Here is a 26,037-nt window from a genome sequence, read left to right as displayed (position 1 = left end):
CCCGCCCTTCTACTGGCCCAACGATCTCAATGCCGCTGCCTCGTCTTCCCGTGACAGAGGCTCATGCGCTCCGGTTGCCGCGAGATAGGAATCGAGCGCTTCCGAAGACGAGGCCGGTGCATATCCGCCATCGCGCGCGGGCGCAACGACGGCAAAATTCACCGCCCAACCATGATCCGAGTGGCACGCCACGGATATGACGGTCGAGCGGTTGGCAGAATCGATTTCGAATTCGCGGCACAAGGAACCGGTTCCATCGCGAAACGTGGCTACGGCACGGACCCTGTCGGTGGAGCCTGCCAGCACGGCTTCTTCGCCGGACGCCACCTGCCCGAGCGCCTCTGAAAGAGGGCTGTCCTGCCCTGCCACCTCAAGTCCATGCGGCTGGTTTTGGCTGGCAAACCCAAAAAAATATCCGCCGAACCCAAAAACGACTGCAACCAGCGAAGCAGCCAGCGGCATGATCCAGGATGCCTGGGGGCGCCGCATCGCCTGATTGTCCCTCGCCCTGAAGGCAACGACACGCGCGCCCTCGCTGGCGTGCGATGGAACGCTGCGCCGCTCGGCCTCGTCGATCATTCGCTGCACCGACTGGCTGAGTCGGTCGGGAACGGGTTCATCGAGAACCGGCATCAGTGCCTCTTTGACCTGAATGCGGGTTTCCAGGAACAGGGCGACCCGGCTGGCGATATCCGGCTGCATGGCTTTCTCGGTGGCTGCGGCAGTCGCGTCGTCAAGTTCGCCGTCTGCAAAGGCCATGAGCGTTTCGTCAGCAAACTCGCGTCTGATCATTTCTGTTCTCGCCCTTCATGACCGGTGAACGTGGCAAGCCGGGATTTATTCCGACTGCCTCGGCGAGATTTTTTCTGGCACGCGCCAGCCGGCTCATCACCGTTCCGATCGGTATGTCGAGTACGCCGGCCGCCTCCCTGTAGGAAAGGTCCTCGACGCAGACCAGGAGAATGATTTCGCGCTGATCGTCCAGCAGATCGGTGATCGCCTGGGCAACGCTATTCAGGGTAAAGCGTGCTTCGACATCTCGCTCGCCACAGGCGCCGACAAGGTCCTGCCGTTGCTCGATGTCCTCCTGCGGGCCGGCCGTGCGCTGCCTTCTGATGTGGTCGATCCACAGATTTCGCAGGATCTGGAACAACCACGCATCAAAACGGGTTCCAGGTTCAAAGCGCCCGGTGTTGGCAAGCGCGCGTTCGCAGGCCGCCTGCACCAGATCGTCGGCAAGATCGCGGGAACGGCAAAGGGAAATCGCAAAACGGCGCAGGTTCGGAAGAAATGCAACAAGCTGCTTTCCGAATTGATCAGTCTCAATCACGTCGAAGTTTCCGGTTTCTTGAGGACCGAGCGAAGTCAGCCGCCTCCGCACGCATTCGGGGTGGGTCGGTATCTTCATGTGGCAGCATATGACCACGGCGGCTAAACCAGCGTGGGAGTCCGGCTAGATTTCGGAAAGGCCAGGATTAGACTATGGCAAGCATCAGGTTAGAGCTTGGTGAGAGAACTGCCCATTTCCTGAAAACGTGGGTGACCCGCTGGCTTCAAGCCGATATCACGTAGCCGAAGCCCCGCACGGTTTTTATGAGCGGCTTTTCGTCCACGCTTTCGATCTTGCTACGAAGGTAGCGGATGTAGACATCGACCACCTTCGTTTCCGGGTCGAAACTCAGATCCCAAACATTGTTGAGCAGCCGGGTTCTGCTGATCACAGCGCCGGAGTGCGACATCAGATACGCGAGAAGCCTGAATTCCTTGGCCGTCAGGCTGATCTCGCGTTCGCCGCGCCAGACCTTCTTGCCGACCGGATCAAGCGCCAGATCGCCAACCCTGAGGACCGGGTCCGTGCCTGTGCTGGAGCCGCGGCGAAGCAGCGCCTCCATGCGCGCGATCAGCTCGTCGAAGGCGAAAGGTTTGGTCAGGTAGTCGTCGGCGCCCCCCTTCAGCCCTTCGACCTTGTCCTGCAGGCTGTCTCTGGCCGTGAGCATCAGGACAAGATGCTGGTGCTGCTCGCGCCGCAACATGCGACATACTTCGAGGCCGTCGATTCCTGGAAGCATTCGGTCGAGAACGATCAGCGCATATGGCGTCTCCCGCACCATCGCCAGCGCATCCCCGCCACTGTCGGTCACGTCGACAACGTAACCCTCGGCTTCGAGCCCTCGCTTGATGAAGCCGACGATGCGATCGTCGTCCTCAACCAGCAGAATCCTTGACATTTACACCACCTTCTCCCCGGGTCGTATTGCGGGGAGTCAGAGAATTCCCCGCCTCGCGGTGGGCGTGGTCATTCCGCCAAGCTCCCGCCTCAACAATCGTAATCCATGAAACGAAGGAGGTCGTTGTTTATTCCGAGCCGGTTTTTGCACGCAGCCTCTTTTTCAGAACGACTACGGCGGCACCTGCGTTCGCATCCGCAGACGCGGTTGCGTCAGCGTGTGGAAGCCGGACCACGACTTCAGTAAAAGACCCGACCTCGCTCGTGAGCGCAATCTCGCCACGATGCTTTTCGATGAGCCATTTCGCGATCGCCAGACCGAGACCACTGCCAAGTTGGCGCGACGCCCTTGGGCTTCGGCCACGGTAAAATCGCTCGAACACCTTGTGTATTTCCTCGGCTGGAATGCCCAAACCCTTGTCGCGTATCGCAATCTCTGCATGCCCGTCCACAACGGTCATATTCAGGTTCACCGAGCGATCGCGCGGAGAGTATTTTATGGCATTATCCAGAATGATCACGAGAGCCTGTTTGAGCCGCTGCGCGTCGGCAGTGATCCAGACCGGACGGGTGCTGTAGGCCGCCTTGATCGAGATGCCCTTGGCGCGCCCCAGAATTTCGCCGTCGTGGACCGCATCGGCGACGATGCTCACGAGGTCCGTTCGGCGGGGCTCGAAGCGTATTGTATCGGTTTCCGAACGAGACAGAAAAACGAGGTCGTCGACGAGGCGTCCCATCTCCAGGCTCTGAGTGACAATCCGTTCGAGCGCATCACGGTACACTGCCTCTGGCTTTGAGCCATGGCGCAGCGGAATTTCCGCTTCACCGCGAAGCGCCGTCAGTGGAGTGCACAGTTCATGGCTGATGTCGGCGAGGAACTGGACGCGCAACCGGTCGAGCTCCGTCAACCGCTGGTTCGCCGCGGCAAGCTCTGCGGTCCGTGCGGCAACTTGCTGCTCGAGTTCTGCTTTGGCGTTGAGCAACCGGTCGCGCTGGTCTTGCTGGTGTGTGGCCATTTCGTTGAACCGCCTGGCGAGCGCACCAAGTTCGTCGCGGCGATCAAAGGCGATCCGGTGGTCGAGATCACCACGACTGATCGCCTCTGTGCCTTCGGTCAGAAGGCTGATCGGGCGCATCAATGATCGGGCGAGAAGGAAAGCAGCAACAAAGCAGAGAACCACAGCAGCCAACGCAAGCGCGGCCGTCATCCAGGTCAGGCGTCGCCACAGTGCTTCTGCCTGCAGCTCGGTTCGCACGACCTCTTCCTCTTCGTCGCGCCGCGCGGCTTCCAGGATGTTTTCGAACTCGGCATCGAAACGATTCTCGATGTCCCGGCGAAAAACGCTGACCGCGTCCTCCTGGCGCCCCTGGTTGCGAAGATTGATTGCGTCAGAGGTGGCTTTGGCGATTTCTCCGTAGAGCGTGCGCATCCGCGTGACGCGGAAGATCTCGTCACCGCCGTCCTCCTGTTCGCTGCTGCCCCCGAGAAACTCGGCTTCTCCCCTGGTCAGTTCCGCGAGCTTTTCGAAGCCTGCCTCAAGCTCGGCGCGGGCGCTCTCGTAGTCGGGACGCTCCGGTTCGCCAATTAACAGGAACTCGGCGATCTGCTCGGAATATCGGTTGGCGTTCACCGTAAGTGCGGTGACGGCTTCGAGCTGGTTGTTGGCCCATTGCACGCGCTGCGTGTAGTAGGTTGTCGAGCGAATGGTGATGTAGACGATAGCCGCCATCATCACGACTGCCCCCACGACAATGAGCTGAAATACAAGAATGCGAGACCTGATGCCCATCGGTGTCCATCGGCGTTGAGAACCCGAACCGATCGGATTCATGAATACTCACGTCCCCCTTCGCGGCAGAGAAGGCCACCGTTCAGGATGGCTCGCGCGGATCGGCGCAACATTCCGCGACGCGTTTCAGCACAGAGCAAACATAGAGGACCCGCTGTTAAGGATACGGGAGATTCAGGTTAGAAATTGGTGAGAATGCAGTCCTGCCGTCCGAATTTAGCGACTTCACCCCGTGAGAGGTTAAGTTCAGCCGGACGCCGCAAGCCGAGGCAAGACTGGCTTGCCGAGTTTGATCGGGCGCAGAGTTGAAGACCGTCGCGGATGATTTGGGAGTCACTTACGAAACCGCCAGGAATCACCTTTAAGCCGTCTTCGTCAAAACCGAGACCCATCGCAGCCGGAACTGGTCGCGTTGCTCGCGAGAATAGCCAGCACCGCCCAGACTGAATGAGTCTATTCGGTTGAATCGCTATCCGGCAATTGCATGTCGGTGATGATGTTCTCGCCGTCTGTCTCGTCGTAGGCGATCACGATGTCCATGCCGGGTTTCAGCGCTTCGAGATCGGTTTCGGCGTTCAGCTTGTAGGATTTGCCATCGTCGAGTGTCAGCGTCAACGTCTCCTTGTCGATCTCTTTGATCAGGCCTTCGGTCTGGCCGGCGAAGGCGGCGGTGGAAATCAGCAACATGGCGGCAACGGCGCCGATCGGGATACGCATCATCGTCCTCTTATCATTGCGCCGGCTCGGTGGCGGCGGGTGTTCAACAGACGGTGTTCAACAGACGGGTCGAGGGAAGCAGAAACCAACCGAATGTGTCAAAACTAAATCCGCCAGATCACAGTTTGACCGCTGCGGAAAACGCCAATAGAACGCAGCTACGGCGCCGCGCGTCCTAACGCAGAAACGACGCTGTGGCACTTTTGTTTTTGCGCATGATCCTTCCCGAAAATCGCTCCGATTTTCGGGGTCATGCGCTAAGCCGGCTCGGTGCCGGCAGGGCTGGTTCTCATGTCTCACAATACGTTTGGCCATCTTTTCCGTGTCACCACCTGGGGCGAAAGCCATGGCCCAGCGCTCGGCTGCGTCGTCGACGGCTGTCCGCCCGGCATCCGCTTCACGCGCGCCGAGGTCCAGGCCGAACTCGACAAGCGCCGCCCGGGTCAATCGCGTTTTGTGACGCAGCGTCGCGAACCAGACGAGGTCAAGATCCTGTCCGGCTTCATCCTGGATGACGACGGCGAGACCATGATCACCACCGGCACGCCGGTGTCGATGGTGATCGAGAACGTCGACCAGCGCTCCAAGGACTATGGCGAGATCGCCCGCCAATACCGGCCGGGTCATGCCGATTATACCTACGACACCAAATACGGCCTGCGCGACTATCGCGGTGGTGGCCGTTCTTCGGCGCGCGAGACAGCGGCGCGGGTGGCGGCCGGAGCCTTGGCCCGCAAGGTCGTGCCCGGCATGATCGTGCGCGGCGCACTGGTCTCGATGGGGGAAAAATCGATCGACCGCGCCAACTGGAACTGGAATTTCGTTGGCGACGCCGAAAATCCATTCTTCACGCCCGATCCGGCATCGGTCGCCGTCTTCACCGCGTATCTTGACGGCATCCGCAAGGCGGGTTCCTCGGTCGGCGCGGTAATCGAGATCGTCGCCGACGGCGTTCCGGCAGGCCTGGGCGCACCGATCTACGCCAAGCTCGACCAGGACATTGCCTCGGGCTTGATGTCGATCAATGCCGTCAAGGGTGTCGAGATCGGCAACGGCTTCGAGGCCGCCCGCATCACCGGCGAAGAAAATGCCGACGAGATGCGTATCGGCAATGACGGCAAGCCGGTCTTCCTGTCCAACAATGCCGGCGGCATCCTCGGCGGCATCTCCACCGGCCAGGCGATCGTCGCGCGCTTCGCCGTCAAGCCGACCTCGTCGATCCTGACCCCGCGAAAGTCGATCGACAAGGACGGCAACGACGTCGAGATCATGACCAAGGGCCGGCACGATCCGTGCGTCGGCATCCGCGCCGTGCCGATCGGCGAGGCGATGGTTGCCTGCGCGATCGCCGATCACTATTTGCGTCATCGGGGACAAACGGGAAGGCAGTAGGGCAGTAGGCAGTAGGTTACGTGACCCGCCGAGACGCCAAACTTTTTCCTTTTCCCTACTCCCTTACTGCCCTACTGCCCTACTGCCTTACTGCCCTATCCCTGCGAGAGCGAAGCGAGCGTCCATGCCTTACGACCAGAAGAAGATCGTCGAAGCCCTGCGCGCCTTCGAACGCGGCGAGATTGTCGTCGTCATGGACGATGACGGGCGCGAGAACGAGGGCGACCTGATCGTCGCCGCCGTCCATTGCACGCCGGAAAAGATGGCGTTCATCGTCCGCAATACCTCTGGTATCGTCTGCACGCCGATGCCGCGCGAGGAGGCCAAGCGCCTCAACCTGTCGCCGATGGTCGCCGACAACGACTCGGCCCACACCACCGCCTTCACCGTCAGCGTCGATTTCAAGCACGGCACCACGACCGGCATTTCGGCCGACGACCGCACATTGACCGTGCGCAATCTTGCCAACGGCAATGTCGGCGCCTCCGATTTCGTCCGCCCCGGCCACATCTTTCCGCTGATTGCGCGCGAAGGCGGTGTGCTGATGCGTTCGGGCCATACCGAAGCCGCGGTCGATTTGTGCAAGCTTGCCGGCCTGCCGCCGGTCGGTGTCATTTCCGAGCTGGTCAATGATGACGGCACCGTCATGCGCGGCCCGCAGGTGCAGGCCTTCGCCGAAAAGAACGTTTTGAAGCAGATTTCGGTCGCCGACCTCATCGCCTATCGCCAGCGTAAGGAAACGCTGGTCGAGCGTGTCGCCTGTTCGGAGATCGACACGCCCGGCGGCAAGGCGCAGGTCTTCACCTACACGCTGCCCTGGGACTCGATGCACCATGTGGCGATCGTCTTCGGCGACATCCGCGACGGCGAGGAGGTGCCGGTGCGACTGCATTCCGAGGATGTTGTGACGGACGTTTTCGGCACCGGCCACAGGCTGGACGGCATCATGAAATCGATGGGCGAGCGTCGGCGCGGCGTCATCGTCTATCTGCGCGAAGGTTCCGTCGGCGTCGCCCATCAGGAGCGCAACCGGCCGGCTGCCGGCGACCGCGAGGACCATGAAGAGGCGCGCCGCCGCGAAAGCGAATGGCGCGAGATCGGCCTGGGCGCGCAAATCTTGAAGGATCTGGGCATTTCCTCGATCAACCTGATCGCCTCGCGCGAACGCCACTATGTCGGCCTTGAAGGTTTCGGCATCCACATCGCCAAGACCGAGATTCTCTAGGACTGGTTTAGCGGATCGCCGGCATGCGTCCGGTCCCGCTTGGCACCGGACGCATGGAGTCTATTCGGCAGGAACCGCGGCTGTTTCGCGCGCGGAGATGTCACTATCGCCCGTGGCAAGGCTGCGCTGGCCGGCGAGCACGGTGACCAGCGCGACAGTGCCCGCCGCCACCGACACCAGGAAGCCGCTCTGTGCACCGAAGGCGTCCACCACCCATCCGGCGGCGAAGGAGCCGAGCGCCATGCCGATGCCAATGCCGGTCATGACCCAGGTCACGCCCTCGGTCAGCATCGCCTCCGGCACGCGCCGCTCGATCAGGCCGAATGCCGTGATGAAGGTCGGCGAGATCGCCACACCGCTAACGAAGACAGCCAGCGCCAGAAGCGGCACCGTGTCTGCGACAAGCAACGGCAGCGTGGTGAGCGCGATGATGGCGATCGCGATGGCAAGCTGAATTTGCAGCGGTGTTTTCAGGTTCAGAGCGCCGAGGACGATGCCGACGACGAACGATCCGAGGGCATAGACGCCGATGACGAGGCTGGCGGCGCCCGGCTGGCCGAGCTCCTTGGTGATCGCCACGGTGCTCACCTCCGTGGTTGCGAAGGTCGCGCCGATGAAGATCAGGGCCAAGGTGATGAGTTGGACCGGCCGCAGGCGGATTGCCGATCCGCGCGAACCCTGGTCGACCGGTCGCACGCGCGGCTCGGTCGAGCGCTGCAGGATGAGGGCTGTCGAGCCGAAGGCGAGGAACAATGTGCTCGCCAGCATTCCCGCTTCCGGGAAAAGCGCGACGCTCAGGCCAACCGACAGCGAAGCCCCGGCGATGTAGACCAGCTCGTCCGCCGCCGATTCGAAGGCGAACGCCGTGTTCATCTCGGGGCGATCCCGGAAGAGCTCTGTCCAGCGCGCGCGCACCATCGCTGGGATGCTGGGCATTGCGGCGGCCAGCAGCGCTGACACGAACAGTGTCCATATCGGCAAGTCCTGATTGGCCGCCGTAATCAGCACTACGAAGGCGAGCACGGAAATAACGGTGGTGGGCGTCACAATCCGCGTCTGGCCGAGGCGGTCCACCAGCCGCGATATCTGCGGCGCGACAAAAGCATTGGCCAGCGCATATGTCGCGGAGACGGCGCCGGCCAGCCAGTACTCGCCATGCGTCTGCGATAGCATCGCGACGATTCCGATCGGAGCCATGGCCATCGGCATCCGGGCGACGAAGCCGGCTGCGGCGAAGCCCTTGGCTCCCCTTGCCTTGAAGATTTCGCGATAGGGATTGGGCATGAGAACACTCCTGGATTTTTGAGGCCCAGCCACTTATATACGTGGCGTATGCAAATCAGATAATGACATACGTAGCGTATGTCAATTAATATACGAGACGTATGTGAAGGAATGGGCGAATGGGGCACAAACCTCGCAAGGAGATGATCGCCGAAACCCGCACCAAACTGGTCGCGGCGGCGCGCCATGCCTTTGGCACTGTCGGCTATGCCGAGGCCTCGATGGACGACTTCACCGCATCGGCCGGGCTGACGCGCGGCGCGCTTTATCATCACTTCGGCGACAAGAAGGGCCTTCTCCAGGCGGTTATCGCCGAGATCGACGCCGAGATGTTGGCCCGGTTGAAGATCGTGTCAGTCAGGGCGGACACTCTCTGGCAGGGCTTTGTCGACGAATGCACCGCCTATATCGAGATGGCGCTGGAGCCGGAGATCCAGCGTATTGTCCTTCGCGACGGACCGGCGGTGCTCGGCGATCCTTCGCAATGGCCGAGCCAGAACGAATGCATCCGCTCGATGAGCGAGAACCTTCGAAAGCTGAGGGACGAGGGAACCATCGTTGCCGTTGATCCCGAAGCCGCAGCAAGGCTGGTCAGCGGCGCCTCGCTACATGCCGCGCAGTGGATCGCAAATTCGGAAAATCCAGAAGCGACGTCGAAAAAGGCGGTGAAGGCGTTCAACGTGCTTTTGGAGGGACTGCTCAGGCAAGGCCGCAGGATTGGCCGTCCACAAGCACCGGCTGAGGTGGACAAATCGCCGGCCTGAGCCTGTATCAAGACCACCAAAGGCAAGGCGCGACCTCGAATGGGACGGCCGAAGCGCGCCTCAAGATTCGGGCAGCTCGCGCCGGACCCAACCAGCACCCAACGATTAAACCCTGTTGAACGTCTGCCTTTGGCGGTTGCAAAACATGGTCAAAGCCGCCGGGCGCGCCTATATCGGGGGCATGGTCACAAGGCTCTATACCCACCCGATCTTCCTCGAGCATATAACGCCGCCCGGTCATCCGGAGCGGCCGGACCGCCTGCGCGCCATCGAGCGCGTGCTCGACGACGAGGCCTTTGCGGCCCTTGATCGTGCCGAGGCGCCGGAAGGCGACGAGGCCACCATCCTCTACGCACACCCGCAGGAATTCGTCGAACGGATCCGCGCTTTGATGCCGGACACCGGTATCGCTCGTGTCGACGCCGACACCACCGCCAGCCCGAAAAGCTGGCAGGCGGCCGTCACGGCGATTGGCGCTGCCAACGCCGCCGTCGACGATGTCTTTCGGGGCGACGTGGCCAATGTCTTTGTCGCCGCCCGGCCGCCCGGCCACCACGCCGAAAAGACCACGTCCATGGGCTTCTGCCTGTTCAACACCGCGGCGATCGCGGCGCGCTACGCGCAAAGGCAGCACCAGGCCGAGCGTGTTGCCATCGTCGACTGGGACGTCCACCACGGCAATGGCACGCAGGATATTTTCTGGGACGATCCGTCGGTGCTCTATTGCTCGACGCACCAGATGCCGCTTTACCCGGGGACCGGGGCGGTGAGCGAAACCGGCGCCGGCAACATCGTCAACGCGCCGCTGGCGCCGCAGACCGGCAGCGAGGTTTTCCGCGACGCTTTCCTGTCGCGGATCTTGCCGGCGCTCGACAATTTCGCGCCCGACCTCATCATCATTTCCGCCGGCTTCGACGCGCACCACCGCGATCCGCTGGCCGAGATCAACCTGACCGAGGACGATTTCGACTGGGCAACCGGCCAGTTGATGCAGCGCGCCGGTCGCCACAGCGACAACCGGCTCGTCAGCATGCTCGAGGGCGGCTACGATCTGCAGGGATTGGCATTTTCGGTCGCCGCCCATGTCGGGCGACTGATGAAAGGATAGACGATGGCTGGTGAGAGCAACGAAGACGTCAAGGCGATGAGCTTCGAGCAGGCGCTCGACGCGCTGGAGAAAATCGTCGATGATCTGGAGCGCGGCGACGTGCCGCTCGACCAGTCGATTCGCATCTATGAGCGTGGCGAGGCGCTAAAACTCCATTGCGACCGGCTGCTCAAGGCGGCCGAGGACAAGGTCGAGAAGATCAGGCTTTCGCGCGACGGCAAGCCGGTGGGGACCGAGCCGCTGGATGCGGAGTAAAGCACGGTCTCCAACGACAATTTCGCCGTGCGGCTTTTCGACATGATCATGATTGAGGATAATACTCATCCCGCTTGAAACGGCTCCAGGACGAGAGGAGATTGCGAACGATGTGCAGAAACATCAAGACCCTGTTCAATTTCGATCCGCCGGCAACCGATGACGAGGTCCGCGATGCCGCACTTCAGTTTGTCCGCAAGCTGAGCGGAACGACACGGCCGTCGAAACAGAACCAGCATGCGTTCGACCACGCCGTCGAGGCCATAGCCGCGTCTGCGCGCGAATTGCTGGACAGCCTCGAGACGACACAGCATCCGCGCAATCGCGACGAGGTGGCGGCCAAGGCGAAAGCCAGGTCTGCACTCCGCTTCGCCTGAGGAAGACCGCATGAGCTTCTTCCCCGGAAACGACCCTCTGCCCGGTGACGCCTTCGCCAGCGACCAGATCGAACTGATGGTTATTCCGAACGCCAAGGATATTGGCGGCTTTCAGGTTCGCCGTGCCTTGCCGACCGCCAAGCGTCGGCTGGTCGGTCCCTTTATCTTCTTCGATCGCATGGGCCCGGCGATTTTGCGGGCCGGCCAGGCGCTCGATGTCCGCCCGCATCCCCATATCGGCCTGTCGACGGTCACTTACCTGTTCGACGGCAAGATCAGGCATCGCGATTCGCTCGGCACCGAAATGGTCATCCAGCCCGGCGACGTAAATTTGATGACCGCCGGTCGCGGCATCGTTCATTCCGAGCGTACGCCGCAGGAACTGCGCGGTGCGCCGATGTCGGTTTCCGGCCTGCAGACATGGCTGGCGCTGCCGGACGATAAAGAGGAGGTCGACCCGATCTTCGAGAATACGGCCGCCATGCGTCTGCCCGAAATCGACGCTGAAGGCGTCAGCGGACGCGTTGTCATTGGCGCGTTTGCCGGGCTGCGGTCACCGGTCGTGACCGCTTCGGACACGCTCTATGCAGACCTCAGCCTGGCGCCCGGCGCCAGCGTGAAAATCCCTGCCGATGCCGAGGAGCGCGCCATCTATACGTTGAAAGGCGAGGTTTCGATCTCCGGTGACCGCTTCCCGGCAGAGCGGCTGCTGGTGTTCCGGCCCGGCGACGAGATCGTCGTGTCGTCGGAGGGTGGAGCGCATTTCATGCTGTTCGGCGGCGCCTCGCTCGGCTCCAAGCGCTATATCTGGTGGAATTTCGTGTCATCGTCGAAGGAACGCATCGAACAGGCGAAAGAAGAGTGGAAGACAGGCCGTTTCGATATCGTTCCGGGGGATGAAGAAGAGTTCATTCCGCTGCCGGACAACTAGAGCGCCGCGCGTCCTTTTTGACGCGTAAACGAAACCCTAACAGTTTGAAGCTATGCCGCGTCACTCGCACGCATTTACATTCGCCGGCCAGCAGCCTATTTCGCAGATGAATAAAAAGCAGGCCACAGCACCAGTGAACGCAAAGCTCCATACGCCACTTCTCGACAAGGTCCGCATCCCGGCCGACCTCAGGACGCTTGACGAACGTCATCTGCCGCAATTGGCATCGGAGCTTCGCACCGAGTTGATCGATGCCGTGTCGCATACCGGCGGACATCTCGGTGCCGGGCTTGGCGTGGTCGAACTGACGGTGGCATTGCACTATGTCTTCAACACGCCAGACGACCGGCTGATCTGGGATGTCGGTCACCAGGCCTATCCGCACAAGATCCTGACCGGCCGCCGCGACCGTATCCGCACGCTGCGGCAAGAGGGCGGCCTGTCCGGTTTCACCCAGCGCGCCGAGAGCGAATACGATCCGTTCGGCGCCGCCCACTCCTCGACCTCGATTTCCGCCGGCCTCGGCATGGCAATGGCACGCGATCTCTCCGGGGGCCGCAACAATGTCATTGCCGTTATCGGCGACGGCGCCATGTCGGCCGGCATGGCCTATGAGGCGATGAACAATGCCGGCGCGCTCGATGCCCGGCTGATCGTCATCCTCAACGACAACGACATGTCGATCGCTCCGCCGACCGGGGCGATGAGCGCCTATCTGGCCCGCCTGGCGTCGGGCAAGGCCTATCTGGGCTTGCGCGATTTCGGAAAGAAGCTGACCTCCTATCTCGGCGAGCGCGCCGATCGCGCCATCAAGCGGGCGGTCGAGCATGCGCGCGGTTACGTCACCGGCGGCACGCTGTTCGAGGAAATGGGTTTTTATCACATCGGCCCGATCGACGGTCACAATCTCGAGCACCTGATCCCGGTGCTGAAGAACGTCCGCGACAATGCCGACGGTCCGGTGCTGATCCACGTCGTGACCCAGAAGGGCAAGGGCTATGGACCGGCCGAGGCGGCCGCCGACAAATATCATGGCGTCAACAAATTCGACGTCATCACCGGTGCGCAGGCCAAGGCGCCGGCCAACGCGCCGAGCTACACGAAAGTCTTTGCCGACAGCCTGATCCAGGAAGGCCGCGAAGATGATCGCATCGTCGCCATCACCGCCGCCATGCCGAACGGCACCGGCCTCGACCTCTTCGGCGAGGCGTTCCCGGCGAGGACTTTTGATGTCGGTATCGCCGAGCAACATGCGGTGACTTTTGCCGCCGGCCTTGCCACCGAAGGCTTCAAGCCTTTCGCGGCGATCTATTCGACCTTCCTGCAGCGTGCCTACGACCAGGTCGTCCACGACGTGGCGATCCAGAAACTGCCGGTGCGCTTCCCGATCGATCGCGCCGGCTTCGTCGGGGCCGACGGGGCGACCCATTGCGGCGCCTTCGACACGACTTTTTTGGCGACGCTGCCCGGTTTCGTCGTCATGGCCGCGGCAGATGAGGCGGAACTGCGACACATGGTGCGCACGGCGGCAAGCTACGATGACGGCCCCATCGCCTTCCGCTACCCGCGGGGCAACGGCGTCGGCGTCGACCTGCCGGAGCGTGGCTCGGTTCTCGAAATCGGCAAAGGCCGTATCGTCAGGGAGGGCACCAAGGTTGCGCTGCTTTCCTTCGGCACGCGGCTGCAGGATTGCCTGGCTGCGGCCGAGGAACTCGGCGCGGCAGGGCTTTCCACCACGGTCGCCGATGCTCGTTTCGCCAAGCCGCTCGACGAGGACCTGATCCGGCGGCTGGCGCGCTCGCACGAAGTGCTGGTAACAGTCGAAGAGGGCGCGGTCGGTGGCTTCGCCAGCCATGTGCTGCAATTCCTCGCCCATGAAGGGCTGCTGGAAAACGGCCTGAAGGTACGCCCGCTTGTGTTGCCCGACACTTTTGTCGATCACGCCAAGCCCGAAAAGATGTATGCCGACGCCGGGCTTGATGCCGCCGGTATCGTGCGCACCGTCTTCGCGGCGCTGGGACACACCGCCAGCGCGCAAAGCGCCTGAATCAAAGTCTCAACGGCTTGCATCAATTTGCCGACCGACGGTCGTAGACTGTTTGCGTTGTCATTTGGCATTCGCCTACGCAAGCGTTGGTGCGAGTTCAGGATCCGCCGGCGTGCCTTCGAGGAACGGCGTTCATGATGGCCTCCGCCAGTTCTTCGAGGACGGGAGTATCGCCTTTCGACGCGGCAAATAGCCTGAACTGCGCTTCGGGCAACTCTGGCAGGCCGTAGCTTTCGGGTACCCTGACCAGGCCATTTCTCAGCTGACTGACTGTCATCGGCGCTACAGCGAAGCCTGAGATGGCAGCCGCCCTCAGGCTGGCGTTGCTGGTGCAGATCATCACCATGCGCTGGCTGATCCCGGCCTTGGCAAGCCGTTCAAGAGCAACTTCCCTGTAGGGGCAAGGTTCCGGCAACACGGCCAATGGCAGCGGGTCCAGAAGTTCCACGCCGGTATGATCCGCCCATGCCCAGACAAGAGGCTCGCGCCACAGGAGGCGCCCCATCTCCTCACCCTCACACTGGGATCCGAGCACCAGTTCGATATTGCCCTCCTTCATCTTCGAGAGCAGCGCACCCGGAATCCCGACTTGCACCTCGATCTGCAATCCGCGGCGATCGGCGCCGAATGCCTGCAAGGCGCGAAGGATGGGGACCTGTGCGAAGTCTTCCGAGAGGCCGACGCGAACTCTGCCGTGAAAGGGTGCCTGCGCCAGATCGGCCAAAGCATCCCGGTTAAGGGCGAGCATCGCCCGGGCATAGGCGAGCAGGCGCTCGCCATCTTGTGTCATCTCCAGCGAGCGCGTCGTCCTTTTGAGTAACGGCTTTCCGACCTGCTCTTCGAGACGACGCAGGTGCCCACTGACGGCCGACTGCGTAAGGTTCAGTCGCGCCGCTGCCCGACTGAAGCCACCTTCGTCGAACACGGCGACGAACGTCCTGAGCAGGACCAATTCCAGCATATATTCTGATCCATGATGAATATTGTCGATAATCTCAATTTTTATATCGAATTAAAATATGACGCAATACGGTTCGTCACAATGAGCAAGGATGATCCATGACCAAGCTGCTGCATATCGTTTCCTCGCCCCGCAAAGAGCGTTCCGCCTCGCGTGAGGTCGCCGAGGCCTTTGTTCAAAGCTGTCGTGCTCGGCGACCCGACTTGGCGATTTCAACGCTCGACCTATGGGATGTCGACCTCCCCGAATTCGGTGAGGACGCGATGTTGGCCAAATATGCCGGGCTCAGCGGCACGCCGCTTACCCCTTCTCAACAGCAGGCATGGGCCACATTGCAAGAATTGGCGCAACAACTGCACTGGGCGGATATTGTCCTGCTGTCGACGCCCCTGTGGAATTTCAGCATTCCCTACAAACTCAAGCACTTCATCGACCTGGTATCGCAGAAGGACATCCTTTTCTCGTTCGACCCTGAACACGGGTTCGCAGGACTGCTCCGGGATAAGACCGCCGTGGTCGTCCATGCGCGAGGTCTCGACTATGCGGCGCAATCCATCACGCCGGCGCAGCGCTTCGACTTTCAAAAACCCTATGTAGAAGCGTGGTTGCGCTTCATCGGTATCGAAGATGTCCGCAGTCTAATCATCCAGAAAACCCTCTTTGGACCCGATATTGACCATGCGGCTCGCCAGGATGCACGGGAGGCCGCGTTACAGTTGGCGGAAGACCTGCTGTCGCAGACAACAGAGGCGATTGCATGATCACGAAGCGCTTGCTGCGGACAAGAAGGGCGGCTCTGGAGACTCGCCGGGAAGGTCGCTTTATGGTGCGACGGAGCACCCTCGGTTCAAGCCCGAGGGCATGTTTTCGCGCGACATGCACTAGAACCACATGTCGCGCACGCAGCGACCATCGCCAGGCAGGTCCTCGAATGTGTGGAGACCATCGAAATGGTCGATTGGCAAGTCGGCGACGGTGTCAGGCGGCGCAAGCCTCACATTGACGGCGATCCGAGTGCGACCGGCGGCACTGGCGCGCAAACCACGCCAGGCCAGCACAGAGGCGCATGTTGGACAGAACAGAATCTCGAGCGACGGGGCATCCTTTCCGGAGCGCGTGTAAGCACTTGTCGGTCCGGCAAGACGGATGCGTTCGTCAACATAATCGTAAGCCCACAGCGCGCCATAGCGGCGGCAAAGCGTGCAGTTGCAGGCTGTGATCGAGCCGGGATCGCCTTCCAAAATCCAGTGGGCCGCGCCACAATGGCAGGTTCCGGTCAGCATTCGTCGTCCTCACGTTCTGGCAGCAACACGAGCATTGTTCCCAACATTGTGCCGGACCCAGTGCGATATCCAACAGTTTGTGGCGCGGCCTGATGCGCTCGCCGCTTTGGCAATATGTTCGTTGTCTTCCCCAATATCCTTGCCTTCGTCACAGGCTTTCGCCATGAAGGCCGATGAACTCCCGTTTGCCAGCCAGCACACGCCAGCGGCTCGACGAACTCCTCGTCGCGCGCGGCCTGTTTCCCAGCCGCTCTCGCGCCCGCGACGCGATCGAGCGCGGCACCGTGATGGTTGACGGCGTCATCGCCCGCAAGCCCGGCCAGACCGTCCGGGCTGATTGCCTCATAGAAGTCGATGATCCGGCGCAGGGCTATGTGTCCCGTGCTGCGCTGAAGCTGATCGCCGGGCTCGACTATTTCGACCTCGATCCAGCCGGCAGCGAAGCGCTCGACGTCGGCGCCTCGACCGGAGGCTTCACTCAAGTGCTGCTCGGACGTGGCGCGGCGCATGTCACGGCGATCGATGTCGGGCATGGCCAGATACATCCGTATATCGCCGGCGATCCGCGTGTGACGGTTATCGAGGGATTGAACGCCCGTGATCTTTCGACCGCCGATCTTGCCGATCGAATTCCAGATTTTATCGTCTCCGACGTCAGCTTCATCTCGTTGAAACTGGCGCTGCCGCCGGCGCTCGCCATTGCCAGGAGCGGCGCCAAAGCAATATTTCTGGTCAAGCCGCAATTCGAGGCGGGCCGCGAGGCGATCGGCAAGGGCGGCTTGCTGAAAGACCCATACGATGCCGCGCGGGTTGCCGGCCTGCTGCAGGATTGGCTGGACGGCGTCCCCGGCTGGCGCTCGCTCGGACTGCATCTGTCGCCGATCGAAGGCGGCGACGGCAACCGCGAGTTCCTGCTCGCCGGGATCAAGGACGCCGGTATCGAGAACAGGGGGATCGGAGGCCGATGACCGCGCGCTTCACGATCACACGGCTGGGCTCCCAGGGCGACGGCGTCGCCGAGACCGAAACCGGCGAGCTTTTCATTCCGTTCACGCTGCCCGGTGAAACCGTCACCGCCGCGCGCGAAAGGGACCGTGCCACGCTGATGTCGGTGCTGGAGGCTTCGCCGCTTCGCATCGACCCTGCCTGTCGGCATTTCACCGAATGCGGCGGCTGCGCCATCCAGCATCTTGAGGCCGAAGCCTATCTTCGGTGGAAGCGTGACAAGGTTGCGCATGCGCTCAACAGCAAGGGCATCAGTTGCGACATTGACGCGCTGGTGCCGTGCGCGCCGCAGACGCGCCGGCGCGTCGTGTTCACCGCCCGGCGCAGCGAGGCCGGCATGCTGCTCGGCTTCGTTCGGGCGTTGTCGTCCGAGATCATTTCCATCGAGGAATGCCCGATCTCGCTGCCCGAGATCGTCGCAAAGCTCGACCGCCTGAGAGCACTTGCCGAACTGGTTTGCGCCACGACGAAATCGTTCCGCATGACGGTCACGGCGAGCGGTTCCGGCCTCGATGTCGCGGTTCACGAGTCCGGCAAGCTCGGCGAGAACCAGCGCCGCGTCGCCTCCAATTTCGTCATCGCTCAGGGATTGGCCAGGCTTTCGATCGATGGCGAGATCATCATCGAGCCCAAAAAGCCGGTGGTGCTGTTCGGCAGCGTCGCCGTCGCGGTGCCGCCGGGCGCCTTCCTGCAGGCGACCGAGGCCGCCGAGCAGGCGATGGCCGACATCGTCGGCCGGCACCTCGCGCGTGCCAGGAAGATAGCCGATCTCTTCGCCGGCTGCGGCAGTTTTGCGCTGCGCCTGGCCGCCAGGTCGGAGGTCCATGCGGTGGAGGGGGATGCGGCAGCGCTTTCGGCGCTCGACCGGGCGTTCCGTTTCGCCAGCGGTCTGAAGCGCGTGACCAGCGAACGCCGCGACCTGTTCCGGCGGCCGCTCACTTCGAGGGAACTGAATGCCTTCGACGGCGTCGTCCTCGATCCGCCCCGCGCCGGCGCCGAAGACCAGTCGAAGCAGATTGCCCGCTCCGACGTGCCGCTTGTCGCCGCAGTTTCCTGCAATCCTGTCACGCTGGCGCGCGACTTGCGCATCCTCGTCGACGGCGGCTACGCTCTGAAAAGCGTGACGCCGATCGACCAGTTCCTGTGGTCGCCGCATGTCGAGGCCGTCGCGCTTCTGGAGAAGCCGAAGCGAAGGCGGTAACCGTCCGCATTTGTTGAGCTTGAATTTCGCGCAAAATGAACATACTTTGAGCGTGACCTGTTCAAAATGTGCTAGGAACCTGTTATGAATACCGCAGCTCTCGATATCAGGGCATCGCGCTTTGGCGACGAGCGGACGCCATTTCTTTCGGCAAGACGGGTGGCTGAACTGCTGGGCGTCAATCTGACCGAACTGGCGGGCCTGATCGGCGTCGCGCGCAACACGCTTGCCGCCAAGACCGGCGCGCGCAAGGTCGACGCCGCATTGAGTCCGATTGTCCGTATCCTTGCGATGGCAGGCGAGATGGCCGGCGATGAACAGCGTGCGGCGATCTGGTTCAAGCATCAGCCGATCCCCGGCTGGGCGGGAAAGACCGCCTACGATCTCGTTCGAGAGGGCAAGACGGACAAGGTGCTAGCCTATCTGGAGGCAGTCCGCTCCGGCATCTATGCCTGAAAACAGACTGAGCCTATGGCGCGCCTTCGTGCCGCGTTGGGCGCATCTGCCGCTTTCCGGCGAAGGAGCAGCCCGCTTTGGCGGTCGCTGGAATCCAGTGGGCGCCACGACGATCTATGCCGCGGGCGAATTGTCCACTGCTTGGGCGGAGTACAATCAGGGCTTTGTCCAGCATCCGGCGCTGATTGCGCAACTCGCACTTTCAGGCGCGCGCCTGGCCGACCTTACGGACGCTGATGTGCTGACCAGGCTCGGCGTGACGGCGGACATTCACCGATGTGAATGGCGCGACATCATGGATCAAGGCCTTGTGCCTGAGACGCATACGCTGAGAGATCGCCTGATTGCCGATGGGCAGCATGGCGTGATCTACCCCTCCTTCATGTCGCCCGGCGGCACATGCGTCGCGCTGTGGCGATGGAACGAGAGCAACACACCCCGTCTGAAGGTCATCGATCCCGACCATCGCTTGCCGAAAACGCCGGCTTCATGGCTTTAGGGCAGTTCGAGCCGGCCGCGCCGCCGCGCTTCGGCCAGCACACCCGCGTCCATTTCTTCCAACGTCTATGGGGCAGGGATCCAAACACGTCTTCTGGCCGTGTCTCGGCGAAGACTGGCGCAGGCTTCAGTAGCACGCCCTCCGGAGTATCTTCGACCAGAAGACGTGTGCCGGCGTCCCATTCCCTCCGCTTGCGGATCGCGCTGGGCAGGGTGACCTGCCCCTTGGTCGAGACGGTGGTTACGAGTCTTTCCGGGTTGGCCATCGCGGCGCATCCTCTGAATGTAAGACAAAAACCGCAGCTTCTATCAAACCCGCGTTCCGCCAACCGTCATCTGGTTCATCCTGAGGTGCGGCTGGCCAACGCCGACCGGCACGCCCTGGCCGGCCTTGCCGCACATGCCGATGCCGGTGTCGAGCTTCATGTCGTTGCCGATCATCGAAACCCGATGCATGGCATCCGGCCCATTGCCGATCAGCATGGCGCCCTTGATCGGCTGCGTCACCTTGCCGTCCTCGATCATGTAGGCCTCGGTGCAGCCGAACACGAATTTTCCCGAGGTGATGTCGACCTGGCCGCCGCCGAAGGAGACGGCATAGATGCCGTTCTTGACCGAGGCGATGATTTCGTCCGGCTCCATGTCGCCTGACGTCATATAGGTGTTGGTCATGCGCGGCATCGGCTGGTGCGCGTAGCCTTCGCGCCGTCCGTTGCCGGTGGCGTTCATGCCCATCAGCCGGGCGTTCTGGCGATCCTGCATATAGCCGACAAGCTTGCCGTCATCGATCAGCACGTTGCGGGCCGACGGCGTGCCTTCGTCATCGACGGTCATCGAGCCACGCCGCTCGGCCATGGTGCCGTCGTCGACGACTGTGACGCCCTTGGCGGCCACCTGCTGGCCCATCAGCCCGGCGAAGGCTGATGTCTTCTTGCGGTTGAAGTCGCCTTCCAGCCCGTGGCCGACGGCCTCGTGCAGCATGACGCCCGGCCAGCCGCTGGACAGCACGATGTCGAACGTCCCGGCCGGCGCCGGGATGGCCTCGAGGTTGACCAGCGCTTGCCGCAGCGCTTCCTTGGCGGCGTGCTTCCAGCTCTCCTCGACCAGGAATTCGCCAAACCCTTTGCGTCCGCCCATGCCGTAGGAGCCGCTCTCCTGGCGGTCGCCGTTGCCGACCACCACCGACACATTGATCCTGACCAGCGGGCGGATGTCGCGCACCATCCGGCCGTCGGCACGCACGATCTCGACATGCTGCCAGGAGGCGGCGAGCGACGCCGTCACCTGCCGCACGCGCGGATCCTCGCCTCGCAGCCACGCATCGATTTCCTGAAGGAGCTTGGCCTTGGCCTCGAAGGAGGGCGAGGGGATCGGGTTCTCATCGCCATAGAGATGGCGGTTGGTACGGGTGGGAGCCGCAGCAAGCGTGCCGGAATAGCCGCTCTTGACGGTCGAGACAGCGTCGGCCGCGCGCAGCAGCGACGCTTCCGAAAGGTCGCTGGAATGCGCGTAGCCGCTCGCTTCGCCGGCGACCGCGCGCAGGCCAAAGCCTTGGTCTGTGTTGAAATTGGCGGTCTTCAGCCGGCCATTGTCGAACATCAGCGCTTCGCTCTCGCTGTATTCGAGGAACAACTCGCCGTCGTCGGCGCCGTTGATGGTCTCGGCGACGATCTGCTTGATGCGATCGTCGGAAATGTCGAATTGGCCGATCAGGCTGTTCATGGCAGGTCCGTCCGTGGAAAGAGATTGTCCTCACGATGTAGGCGCGAACGTGCGTCCAGACAATCGGCAATGACCATTGTCTGTGCATGACCCAAAAATCGGGATCGATTTTCGGAAAGGATTATGCGCAAAATCGAAGCGCTACAGCGTCCTTTGCGCGTCCTTGGACGCACGGCGCTGTAGCCAAAGGCGGTCACAATCTCATTTTCGTCAGCAGGGTTTTGGGCCTCTCGCCCCGCCTCAAGGCAGGGCGGCGAAACCGTCGGCGAAACCCTTGAGCTCGACCGGAATGCCGATACCTTCCTCCGGCGTCTGGAAGACGATGAAGGTGGCCGACGTTCCGGTCTTCAGCGTATCGAGCAACGGCTTTTCGAGAATGACCTCGGCATAGCAGCCGTCCTGGAAGCAACGCACGAAATAGGCCCGGCCGATATCCTTGCCGTCGACATTGAGGCCGAGCCCGTTGGGCAGCAGCACGCCGAGCGGCGCCAGCACGCGCAGGATTTCGGCCTTGTTGTCGGCGGTGCGCAGCACGACGACGGAAAGCCCCATCTCGGGACGGTCTTCGGCGACGACGTTCTGCATCATCACGCATTGTTCCGATGTGGCGCCAGCCGGCGTGTCGCAGATGATCGACCATGCGCCATGCGTCGTCCGCACCTTGCCGCTTGGCTGCGCGGCATTGGCCTGGCTGAGGCCAAACGAGCCAACATAGGACAGGCCGATCCCAGCAAGGCCAACGCAAGACACGGCAGCGAGAAGGATGACGTTCGACAAGCTTCTCGAAAGCCCAAGTCTCGAAAGCCCAAGTCCCCAAAGCCAAGAGTTCATGACGGCTCCATTGCGAATCACGGCACTTTAAGCCGCGCCAAGGGCAAGTAAAGGATGAGACCACTGCCGGCCTGCCTCGACCAAGGCAATTGTGCGCTTTTCCGTGCCAAATTCGCCCGAATTGCGACGGCCCGGCGCATTTTGCCGAGACACTCCGCCGCTCGGGCGTTCGCGGGTCCGACACCGCCGCGGCCGCCGCCACAAGGCGCAGCCGCGCTTGCGCGCAAAAATGCCGCACGGTTTCCCCCGCTCCTTTCTTGCAGAGGCAAATAGAGTATGGTTTGAACCAGCCTCGGGACTATCCGGGATTCCCGTCCCGGCGTTGTTCGATATTCTTGCGGTCCGATCGCGAGGAACTGGGAGATAATGACGGCAATGAGAAAATTCCTAGCAGGCGCCAAACTCCTGGCAAGCGCTGCCGCCACACTGTTCACCGGTGCATCCGCCCATGCGGCCCAGCCTGCGCCGTGGGAGATGACCTTCCAGCCCGCAGCCACCGACATGATGCGGCAGATCGCCCGGTTCGAGCACTATACGCTGTGGTTCATCGTGCCGATCACCCTCTTCGTGCTCTTTCTCATCGCCTATTGCATCCTGAAGTTTCGCGCGAGCGTCAACCCGACCCCGTCGCGCACCAGCCACAACACGCTGATTGAGGTAATCTGGACGGTCGGGCCGGTCGTCGTCCTGCTCTTGCTCGCCATCCCCTCGTTCCAGCTCTTGACTGCGCAATACACGCCGCCGGAGGAAGCCAAGCTGACCGTCAAGGCGACGGGAAACCAGTGGAACTGGGATTACGAATACCAGACCGAAAACACGCTTTCCTTCAACTCGGCGATCCTGGCGGATTCTGACCGCGCCGCGGCCGGCAAGGAGGACCGCGGCGCTTATCCGCGCCTGCTCGCCGTCGACAACGAGATGGTGGTGCCGGTCAACACCATGACCCGGGTGCTGGTGACGGCGGCAGACGTGATCCACGCCTTTGCCATGCCGTCCTTCGGCATCAAGACCGACGCGGTTCCGGGTCGCATCAACGAGGTCTGGTTCAAGGCGGAAAAGGAAGGCCTCTATTACGGCCAGTGCTCGGAGCTCTGCGGCAAGGACCACGCCTTCATGCCGATCGCGATCCGCGTCGTCTCCGACGCCCAGTACAAGACCTGGCTGGCAGCAGCCGGCACCGACCTTCCCGGCGCCAACAAGGCGCTGATGGCCGAGGTCGACGGCAAAGACAAGGTAGCGGCCGCCGGCAACTGATGCCGCGACCAGAAAAGATCAGGGAACGGAGCCGAACATGGCAGACGCTGCAGCTCACGACCACGACCACAAGCCGTATCATGGCTGGGTGCGGTGGGTGTATTCGACCAACCACAAGGATATCGGCACACTCTACCTGATCTTCGCGATCATGGCGGGCTGCGTCGGCGGTGCCCTTTCGGTCGTCATGCGTATGGAACTGCAGGAGCCTGGGATCCAGATTTTCACCGGCCTGGCGCAGATGGTCTACGGCTTGAACGCCGACGCTGCGCTCGACGGCGGCAAGAACATGTACAATGCCTTCACCACCGCCCATGCGCTGATCATGATCTTCTTCATGGTCATGCCGGCGTTGATCGGCGGCTTCGCCAACTGGATGGTGCCGATCATGATCGGCGCGCCGGACATGGCATTCCCGCGCATGAATAACGTCTCGTTCTGGTTGCTGCCACCGGCTTTCATCCTTCTGATCATCTCGGCCTTCGTGCCGAGCGCGCCTGGCGCCTACGGCGTCGGCGGCGGCTGGACGATCTATCCGCCGCTATCGACCTCGGGCCAGCCCGGACCGGCGATGGATCTTGCGATCCTGTCGCTGCACATCGCCGGCGCCTCATCGATCCTCGGCGCCATCAATTTCATCACCACCATCTTCAACATGCGCGCGCCTGGCATGACGCTGCACAAGATGCCGCTGTTCGCCTGGTCGGTGCTGATCACCGCTTTCCTGCTGCTGCTGTCGCTTCCGGTTCTGGCCGGCGGCATCACCATGCTTTTGACCGATCGCAATTTTGGCACCACCTTCTTCGCGCCCGACGGCGGCGGCGACCCGATCCTGTTCCAGCACCTGTTCTGGTTTTTCGGGCACCCGGAAGTCTACATCCTGATCCTGCCGGGCTTCGGCATCGTCAGCCACATCGTCTCGACTTTCTCCAGGAAGCCTATCTTCGGCTATCTCGGCATGGCCTATGCCATGGTCGCGATCGGGGCGGTCGGCTTCATCGTCTGGGCGCACCACATGTACACGACCGGCCTGTCGCTCGACACGCAGCGCTATTTCGTCTTCGCCACGATGGTTATCGCGGTGCCGACGGGCGTGAAGATATTCTCGTGGATCGCCACCATGTGGGGCGGGTCGATTTCGCTCAAGACCCCGATGCTGTGGGCGATTGGCTTCATCTTCCTGTTCACCGTCGGCGGCGTTACCGGCGTCCAGCTTGCCAATGCCGGTCTCGACCGCCCGCTGCACGACACCTATTACGTGGTCGCGCATTTCCATTATGTGCTGTCGCTGGGCGCGGTCTTTGCCATCTTCGCCGGCTGGTACTACTGGTTCCCGAAGATGACCGGCTACATGTATTCGCCTGTCATCGCCAATACCCACTTCTGGGTTACCTTCGTCGGCGTCAACCTCGTCTTCTTCCCGCAGCATTTCCTCGGACTTTCAGGCATGCCGCGCCGCTACATCGACTATCCGGATGCGTTTGCCGGCTGGAACATGGTGTCGTCCTACGGCTCGTATATTTCGGCCGTCGGCGTGGTCATCTTCCTCTATGGCGTGTTCGAGGCCTTCCAGAAGAAGCGGGTGGCCGGCGCCAATCCATGGGGCGAGGGTGCGACGACGCTTGAATGGCAGCTGCCTTCGCCGCCGCCCTTCCACCAGTGGGAACAGCTGCCGAAGATCAAATAGGCTTCTGCCTGGGCGAATACTGAATCGCCGGTTCGCCCGGCGGTTTTGGCCAACGGAATGATGGACTTTAAGTACGCATGGCCCTTGTCGACGACACCTTGACTGACGAACCGGGCTTTCGCATGTCGGAAGCGACGGCGGGCGATTTCTTCGCACTGTTGAAGCCGCGCGTCATGTCGCTGGTGGTGTTCACCGCCTTTGTCGGCCTGGTCGCGGCACCTGTGGCCATCAATCCGCTTCTGGCGGTGATCGCGATCCTGGCTATTGCCATTGGTGCTGGCGCGTCCGGCGCGCTCAACATGTGGTATGACGCCGATATCGATGCGGTGATGACCAGGACCGCCAGCCGTCCGGTGCCGGCCGGCCGCATCCGGCCAGGCGAGGCGCTGAGTTTCGGCCTGGTGCTGTCGGTGCTGTCGGTGATGACGCTCGGCGTGCTGGTCAATTGGTTGTCGGCGACGCTCCTGGCCTTCACCATCTTCTTCTATGCCGTCGTCTACACGATGTGGCTGAAGCGCTGGACCCCGCAGAACATCGTCATCGGCGGTGCTGCCGGCGCCATTCCGCCGGTGATCGGCTGGGCCGCGGTGACCGGAACCGTCAGCCTGGAAAGCGTCGTCCTGTTCCTGATCATCTTCCTGTGGACGCCGCCGCATTTCTGGGCGCTCGCCCTCTTCAAGTCCGAGGACTATGCCAGGGCCGGCATCCCGATGATGCCGAATGTCGCCGGCCAGGCTTCGACCCGACGCCAGATCTTCGCCTATGCGCTGATCCTTGCGCCGGTTGGCGTGCTGCCATGGGCGCTCGGCTTCACCACACCCGTCTATGGCGTCCTTGCGGTGCTGCTTGGCGCCGGCTTCATCTGGTATGCGTGGCAGGTGCTGCGGATGGCGGATGACGACCATGTGATGAAGCCAGCCAAGGCATTGTTCGGCTACTCGCTGCTCTACCTCTTCGCCATCTTCGCCATCTACCTTGCCGACTGCGTTGTCGGGCGCGCGCTGGCCACGGGCGGAGCATGA

At 62.1% G+C, this 26,037-nt stretch carries 26 protein-coding genes and 1 pseudogene; 16 read left to right on the top strand and 11 right to left on the bottom strand.

What is annotated here, in order from left to right:
* Nucleotides 1-9: 9 nt before the first annotated feature.
* The 5 genes from AC0L2M_RS01960 to AC0L2M_RS01940 all read right to left on the bottom strand — a co-directional run bounded on the left by AC0L2M_RS01960 (nt 10) and on the right by AC0L2M_RS01940 (nt 4,734).
* Nucleotides 10-792 (bottom strand): anti-sigma factor family protein, encoded by a 783-nt coding sequence (locus AC0L2M_RS01960; protein WP_287172069.1) that lies wholly within the window; start codon nt 790-792, stop codon nt 10-12.
* On the bottom strand, nt 770-1,408 hold the full coding sequence (locus tag AC0L2M_RS01955; RefSeq protein WP_473533888.1) for an RNA polymerase sigma factor: 639 nt from the start codon (nt 1,406-1,408) through the stop codon (nt 770-772). Before AC0L2M_RS01955 ends, AC0L2M_RS01960 begins: the two co-directional genes overlap by 23 nt.
* 145 nt (nt 1,409-1,553) lie before the next feature.
* The gene (locus AC0L2M_RS01950; protein WP_023799350.1) at nt 1,554-2,228 is read right to left on the bottom strand and encodes a response regulator transcription factor; all 675 of its coding nucleotides are present in this window, start codon (nt 2,226-2,228) and stop codon (nt 1,554-1,556) included.
* A 127-nt stretch (nt 2,229-2,355) separates the two neighbouring features.
* A complete protein-coding gene (locus AC0L2M_RS01945) occupies nt 2,356-4,059 on the bottom strand; it encodes a sensor histidine kinase (RefSeq protein WP_473533887.1) in 1,704 nt (567 codons plus the stop codon).
* A 411-nt stretch (nt 4,060-4,470) separates the two neighbouring features.
* Entirely contained in the window at nt 4,471-4,734 is a 264-nt protein-coding gene (locus AC0L2M_RS01940; protein WP_473533948.1) for a DUF1344 domain-containing protein, read from the bottom strand.
* A 291-nt stretch (nt 4,735-5,025) separates the two neighbouring features.
* Here AC0L2M_RS01940 and aroC point away from each other — a divergent pair, with 291 nt between their 5' ends.
* Nucleotides 5,026-6,126: a chorismate synthase gene (gene aroC, locus AC0L2M_RS01935; protein ID WP_473522540.1), complete on the top strand. Its 1,101-nt coding sequence runs from the start codon at nt 5,026-5,028 to the stop codon at nt 6,124-6,126.
* A gap of 124 nt (nt 6,127-6,250) precedes the next feature.
* Nucleotides 6,251-7,351: a 3,4-dihydroxy-2-butanone-4-phosphate synthase gene (gene ribB / locus AC0L2M_RS01930; protein WP_287061487.1), complete on the top strand. Its 1,101-nt coding sequence runs from the start codon at nt 6,251-6,253 to the stop codon at nt 7,349-7,351.
* A gap of 60 nt (nt 7,352-7,411) precedes the next feature.
* Here ribB and AC0L2M_RS01925 read toward each other — a convergent pair whose 3' ends face one another.
* Nucleotides 7,412-8,635: an MFS transporter gene (locus AC0L2M_RS01925; RefSeq protein WP_473533886.1), complete on the bottom strand. Its 1,224-nt coding sequence runs from the start codon at nt 8,633-8,635 to the stop codon at nt 7,412-7,414.
* A 119-nt stretch (nt 8,636-8,754) separates the two neighbouring features.
* Between AC0L2M_RS01925 and AC0L2M_RS01920 the strand changes: the two genes are divergently transcribed.
* From AC0L2M_RS01920 to dxs, 6 genes are all read left to right on the top strand, one after another.
* On the top strand, nt 8,755-9,399 hold the full coding sequence (locus tag AC0L2M_RS01920) for a TetR/AcrR family transcriptional regulator (RefSeq protein ID WP_287374741.1): 645 nt from the start codon (nt 8,755-8,757) through the stop codon (nt 9,397-9,399).
* Nucleotides 9,400-9,580: 181 nt separating this feature from the next.
* Nucleotides 9,581-10,507, top strand: a complete 927-nt coding sequence (locus AC0L2M_RS01915) for a histone deacetylase family protein (protein ID WP_473533947.1) — start codon at nt 9,581-9,583, stop codon at nt 10,505-10,507.
* 3 nt (nt 10,508-10,510) lie between these two features.
* Nucleotides 10,511-10,762, top strand: a complete 252-nt coding sequence (locus AC0L2M_RS01910) for an exodeoxyribonuclease VII small subunit (RefSeq protein ID WP_023799340.1) — start codon at nt 10,511-10,513, stop codon at nt 10,760-10,762.
* A gap of 110 nt (nt 10,763-10,872) precedes the next feature.
* Nucleotides 10,873-11,139 (top strand): DUF2277 domain-containing protein, encoded by a 267-nt coding sequence (locus AC0L2M_RS01905; RefSeq protein ID WP_023799339.1) that lies wholly within the window; start codon nt 10,873-10,875, stop codon nt 11,137-11,139.
* Nucleotides 11,140-11,149: 10 nt separating this feature from the next.
* Nucleotides 11,150-12,070 (top strand): pirin family protein, encoded by a 921-nt coding sequence (locus AC0L2M_RS01900; RefSeq protein WP_473533885.1) that lies wholly within the window; start codon nt 11,150-11,152, stop codon nt 12,068-12,070.
* Between the two features lie 106 nt (nt 12,071-12,176).
* Nucleotides 12,177-14,117: a 1-deoxy-D-xylulose-5-phosphate synthase gene (gene dxs / locus AC0L2M_RS01895; protein WP_287225951.1), complete on the top strand. Its 1,941-nt coding sequence runs from the start codon at nt 12,177-12,179 to the stop codon at nt 14,115-14,117.
* 97 nt (nt 14,118-14,214) lie between these two features.
* Here the strand turns inward: dxs and AC0L2M_RS01890 are convergent, their stop codons facing one another.
* Nucleotides 14,215-15,078, bottom strand: coding sequence for a LysR family transcriptional regulator (locus AC0L2M_RS01890; RefSeq protein ID WP_287225949.1), 864 nt, complete (start codon nt 15,076-15,078; stop codon nt 14,215-14,217).
* Nucleotides 15,079-15,176: 98 nt separating this feature from the next.
* Between AC0L2M_RS01890 and AC0L2M_RS01885 the strand changes: the two genes are divergently transcribed.
* Nucleotides 15,177-15,839, top strand: coding sequence for an FMN-dependent NADH-azoreductase (locus AC0L2M_RS01885; protein WP_027152350.1), 663 nt, complete (start codon nt 15,177-15,179; stop codon nt 15,837-15,839).
* 120 nt (nt 15,840-15,959) lie between these two features.
* Here AC0L2M_RS01885 and AC0L2M_RS01880 read toward each other — a convergent pair whose 3' ends face one another.
* Nucleotides 15,960-16,361 carry a GFA family protein gene (locus AC0L2M_RS01880; protein WP_287341565.1) on the bottom strand — a complete coding sequence of 134 codons (402 nt, stop codon included), beginning with the start codon at nt 16,359-16,361 and terminating at the stop codon, nt 15,960-15,962.
* A 173-nt stretch (nt 16,362-16,534) separates the two neighbouring features.
* On the opposite strand from AC0L2M_RS01880, the gene AC0L2M_RS01875 reads away from it, so the two are divergent.
* The 4 genes from AC0L2M_RS01875 to AC0L2M_RS01860 all read left to right on the top strand — a co-directional run bounded on the left by AC0L2M_RS01875 (nt 16,535) and on the right by AC0L2M_RS01860 (nt 19,522).
* A complete protein-coding gene (locus AC0L2M_RS01875; protein WP_287341566.1) occupies nt 16,535-17,329 on the top strand; it encodes a TlyA family RNA methyltransferase in 795 nt (264 codons plus the stop codon).
* The gene (locus AC0L2M_RS01870; protein ID WP_473533884.1) at nt 17,326-18,567 is read left to right on the top strand and encodes a class I SAM-dependent RNA methyltransferase; all 1,242 of its coding nucleotides are present in this window, start codon (nt 17,326-17,328) and stop codon (nt 18,565-18,567) included. Before AC0L2M_RS01875 ends, AC0L2M_RS01870 begins: the two co-directional genes overlap by 4 nt.
* Nucleotides 18,568-18,651: 84 nt before the next feature.
* On the top strand, nt 18,652-19,023 hold the full coding sequence (locus tag AC0L2M_RS01865) for an antitoxin Xre/MbcA/ParS toxin-binding domain-containing protein (RefSeq protein WP_027152353.1): 372 nt from the start codon (nt 18,652-18,654) through the stop codon (nt 19,021-19,023).
* Nucleotides 18,989-19,522 carry an RES family NAD+ phosphorylase gene (locus tag AC0L2M_RS01860; RefSeq protein ID WP_419696994.1) on the top strand — a complete coding sequence of 178 codons (534 nt, stop codon included), beginning with the start codon at nt 18,989-18,991 and terminating at the stop codon, nt 19,520-19,522. The genes AC0L2M_RS01865 and AC0L2M_RS01860 overlap by 35 nt, the downstream gene beginning before the upstream one ends.
* On the opposite strand, the pseudogene AC0L2M_RS01855 reads toward AC0L2M_RS01860, so the two are convergent.
* The 3 genes and pseudogenes from AC0L2M_RS01855 to AC0L2M_RS01845 form a co-directional block, all read right to left on the bottom strand.
* Nucleotides 19,519-19,787, bottom strand: a pseudogene (locus AC0L2M_RS01855) (AbrB/MazE/SpoVT family DNA-binding domain-containing protein). The gene AC0L2M_RS01860 and the pseudogene AC0L2M_RS01855 overlap by 4 nt on opposite strands.
* A gap of 43 nt (nt 19,788-19,830) precedes the next feature.
* Nucleotides 19,831-21,243, bottom strand: a complete 1,413-nt coding sequence (gene tldD, locus AC0L2M_RS01850) for a metalloprotease TldD (protein ID WP_473533883.1) — start codon at nt 21,241-21,243, stop codon at nt 19,831-19,833.
* Between the two features lie 240 nt (nt 21,244-21,483).
* The gene (locus AC0L2M_RS01845) at nt 21,484-22,074 is read right to left on the bottom strand and encodes an invasion associated locus B family protein (protein WP_473533882.1); all 591 of its coding nucleotides are present in this window, start codon (nt 22,072-22,074) and stop codon (nt 21,484-21,486) included.
* A gap of 375 nt (nt 22,075-22,449) precedes the next feature.
* Between AC0L2M_RS01845 and coxB the strand changes: the two genes are divergently transcribed.
* The 3 genes from coxB to AC0L2M_RS01830 all read left to right on the top strand — a co-directional run bounded on the left by coxB (nt 22,450) and on the right by AC0L2M_RS01830 (nt 26,037).
* Entirely contained in the window at nt 22,450-23,328 is an 879-nt protein-coding gene (coxB, locus tag AC0L2M_RS01840; protein ID WP_236387989.1) for a cytochrome c oxidase subunit II, read from the top strand.
* Nucleotides 23,329-23,365: 37 nt separating this feature from the next.
* Nucleotides 23,366-25,015: a cytochrome c oxidase subunit I gene (ctaD, locus tag AC0L2M_RS01835; protein WP_023799325.1), complete on the top strand. Its 1,650-nt coding sequence runs from the start codon at nt 23,366-23,368 to the stop codon at nt 25,013-25,015.
* 77 nt (nt 25,016-25,092) lie between these two features.
* Nucleotides 25,093-26,037: a heme o synthase gene (locus AC0L2M_RS01830; protein ID WP_473533881.1), complete on the top strand. Its 945-nt coding sequence runs from the start codon at nt 25,093-25,095 to the stop codon at nt 26,035-26,037.

It is taken from the genome of Mesorhizobium sp. WSM4806 (assembly GCF_055811635.1).
This window is presented reverse-complemented; position numbering and strand designations above follow the sequence as displayed.

Coding starts and splice junctions, on each gene's coding strand:
- AC0L2M_RS01960 (WP_287172069.1), bottom strand. CDS start 792: ATGATCAGACGCGAGTTTGCTGACGAAACGCTCATGGCCTTTGCAGAC.
- AC0L2M_RS01955 (WP_473533888.1), bottom strand. CDS start 1,408: ATGAAGATACCGACCCACCCCGAATGCGTGCGGAGGCGGCTGACTTCG.
- AC0L2M_RS01950 (WP_023799350.1), bottom strand. CDS start 2,228: ATGTCAAGGATTCTGCTGGTTGAGGACGACGATCGCATCGTCGGCTTC.
- AC0L2M_RS01945 (WP_473533887.1), bottom strand. CDS start 4,059: ATGAATCCGATCGGTTCGGGTTCTCAACGCCGATGGACACCGATGGGC.
- AC0L2M_RS01940 (WP_473533948.1), bottom strand. CDS start 4,734: ATGCGTATCCCGATCGGCGCCGTTGCCGCCATGTTGCTGATTTCCACC.
- aroC (WP_473522540.1), top strand. CDS start 5,026: ATGTCTCACAATACGTTTGGCCATCTTTTCCGTGTCACCACCTGGGGC.
- ribB (WP_287061487.1), top strand. CDS start 6,251: ATGCCTTACGACCAGAAGAAGATCGTCGAAGCCCTGCGCGCCTTCGAA.
- AC0L2M_RS01925 (WP_473533886.1), bottom strand. CDS start 8,635: ATGCCCAATCCCTATCGCGAAATCTTCAAGGCAAGGGGAGCCAAGGGC.
- AC0L2M_RS01920 (WP_287374741.1), top strand. CDS start 8,755: ATGGGGCACAAACCTCGCAAGGAGATGATCGCCGAAACCCGCACCAAA.
- AC0L2M_RS01915 (WP_473533947.1), top strand. CDS start 9,581: ATGGTCACAAGGCTCTATACCCACCCGATCTTCCTCGAGCATATAACG.
- AC0L2M_RS01910 (WP_023799340.1), top strand. CDS start 10,511: ATGGCTGGTGAGAGCAACGAAGACGTCAAGGCGATGAGCTTCGAGCAG.
- AC0L2M_RS01905 (WP_023799339.1), top strand. CDS start 10,873: ATGTGCAGAAACATCAAGACCCTGTTCAATTTCGATCCGCCGGCAACC.
- AC0L2M_RS01900 (WP_473533885.1), top strand. CDS start 11,150: ATGAGCTTCTTCCCCGGAAACGACCCTCTGCCCGGTGACGCCTTCGCC.
- dxs (WP_287225951.1), top strand. CDS start 12,177: ATGAATAAAAAGCAGGCCACAGCACCAGTGAACGCAAAGCTCCATACG.
- AC0L2M_RS01890 (WP_287225949.1), bottom strand. CDS start 15,078: ATGCTGGAATTGGTCCTGCTCAGGACGTTCGTCGCCGTGTTCGACGAA.
- AC0L2M_RS01885 (WP_027152350.1), top strand. CDS start 15,177: ATGACCAAGCTGCTGCATATCGTTTCCTCGCCCCGCAAAGAGCGTTCC.
- AC0L2M_RS01880 (WP_287341565.1), bottom strand. CDS start 16,361: ATGCTGACCGGAACCTGCCATTGTGGCGCGGCCCACTGGATTTTGGAA.
- AC0L2M_RS01875 (WP_287341566.1), top strand. CDS start 16,535: ATGAACTCCCGTTTGCCAGCCAGCACACGCCAGCGGCTCGACGAACTC.
- AC0L2M_RS01870 (WP_473533884.1), top strand. CDS start 17,326: ATGACCGCGCGCTTCACGATCACACGGCTGGGCTCCCAGGGCGACGGC.
- AC0L2M_RS01865 (WP_027152353.1), top strand. CDS start 18,652: ATGAATACCGCAGCTCTCGATATCAGGGCATCGCGCTTTGGCGACGAG.
- tldD (WP_473533883.1), bottom strand. CDS start 21,243: ATGAACAGCCTGATCGGCCAATTCGACATTTCCGACGATCGCATCAAG.
- AC0L2M_RS01845 (WP_473533882.1), bottom strand. CDS start 22,074: ATGAACTCTTGGCTTTGGGGACTTGGGCTTTCGAGACTTGGGCTTTCG.
- coxB (WP_236387989.1), top strand. CDS start 22,450: ATGAGAAAATTCCTAGCAGGCGCCAAACTCCTGGCAAGCGCTGCCGCC.
- ctaD (WP_023799325.1), top strand. CDS start 23,366: ATGGCAGACGCTGCAGCTCACGACCACGACCACAAGCCGTATCATGGC.
- AC0L2M_RS01830 (WP_473533881.1), top strand. CDS start 25,093: ATGGCCCTTGTCGACGACACCTTGACTGACGAACCGGGCTTTCGCATG.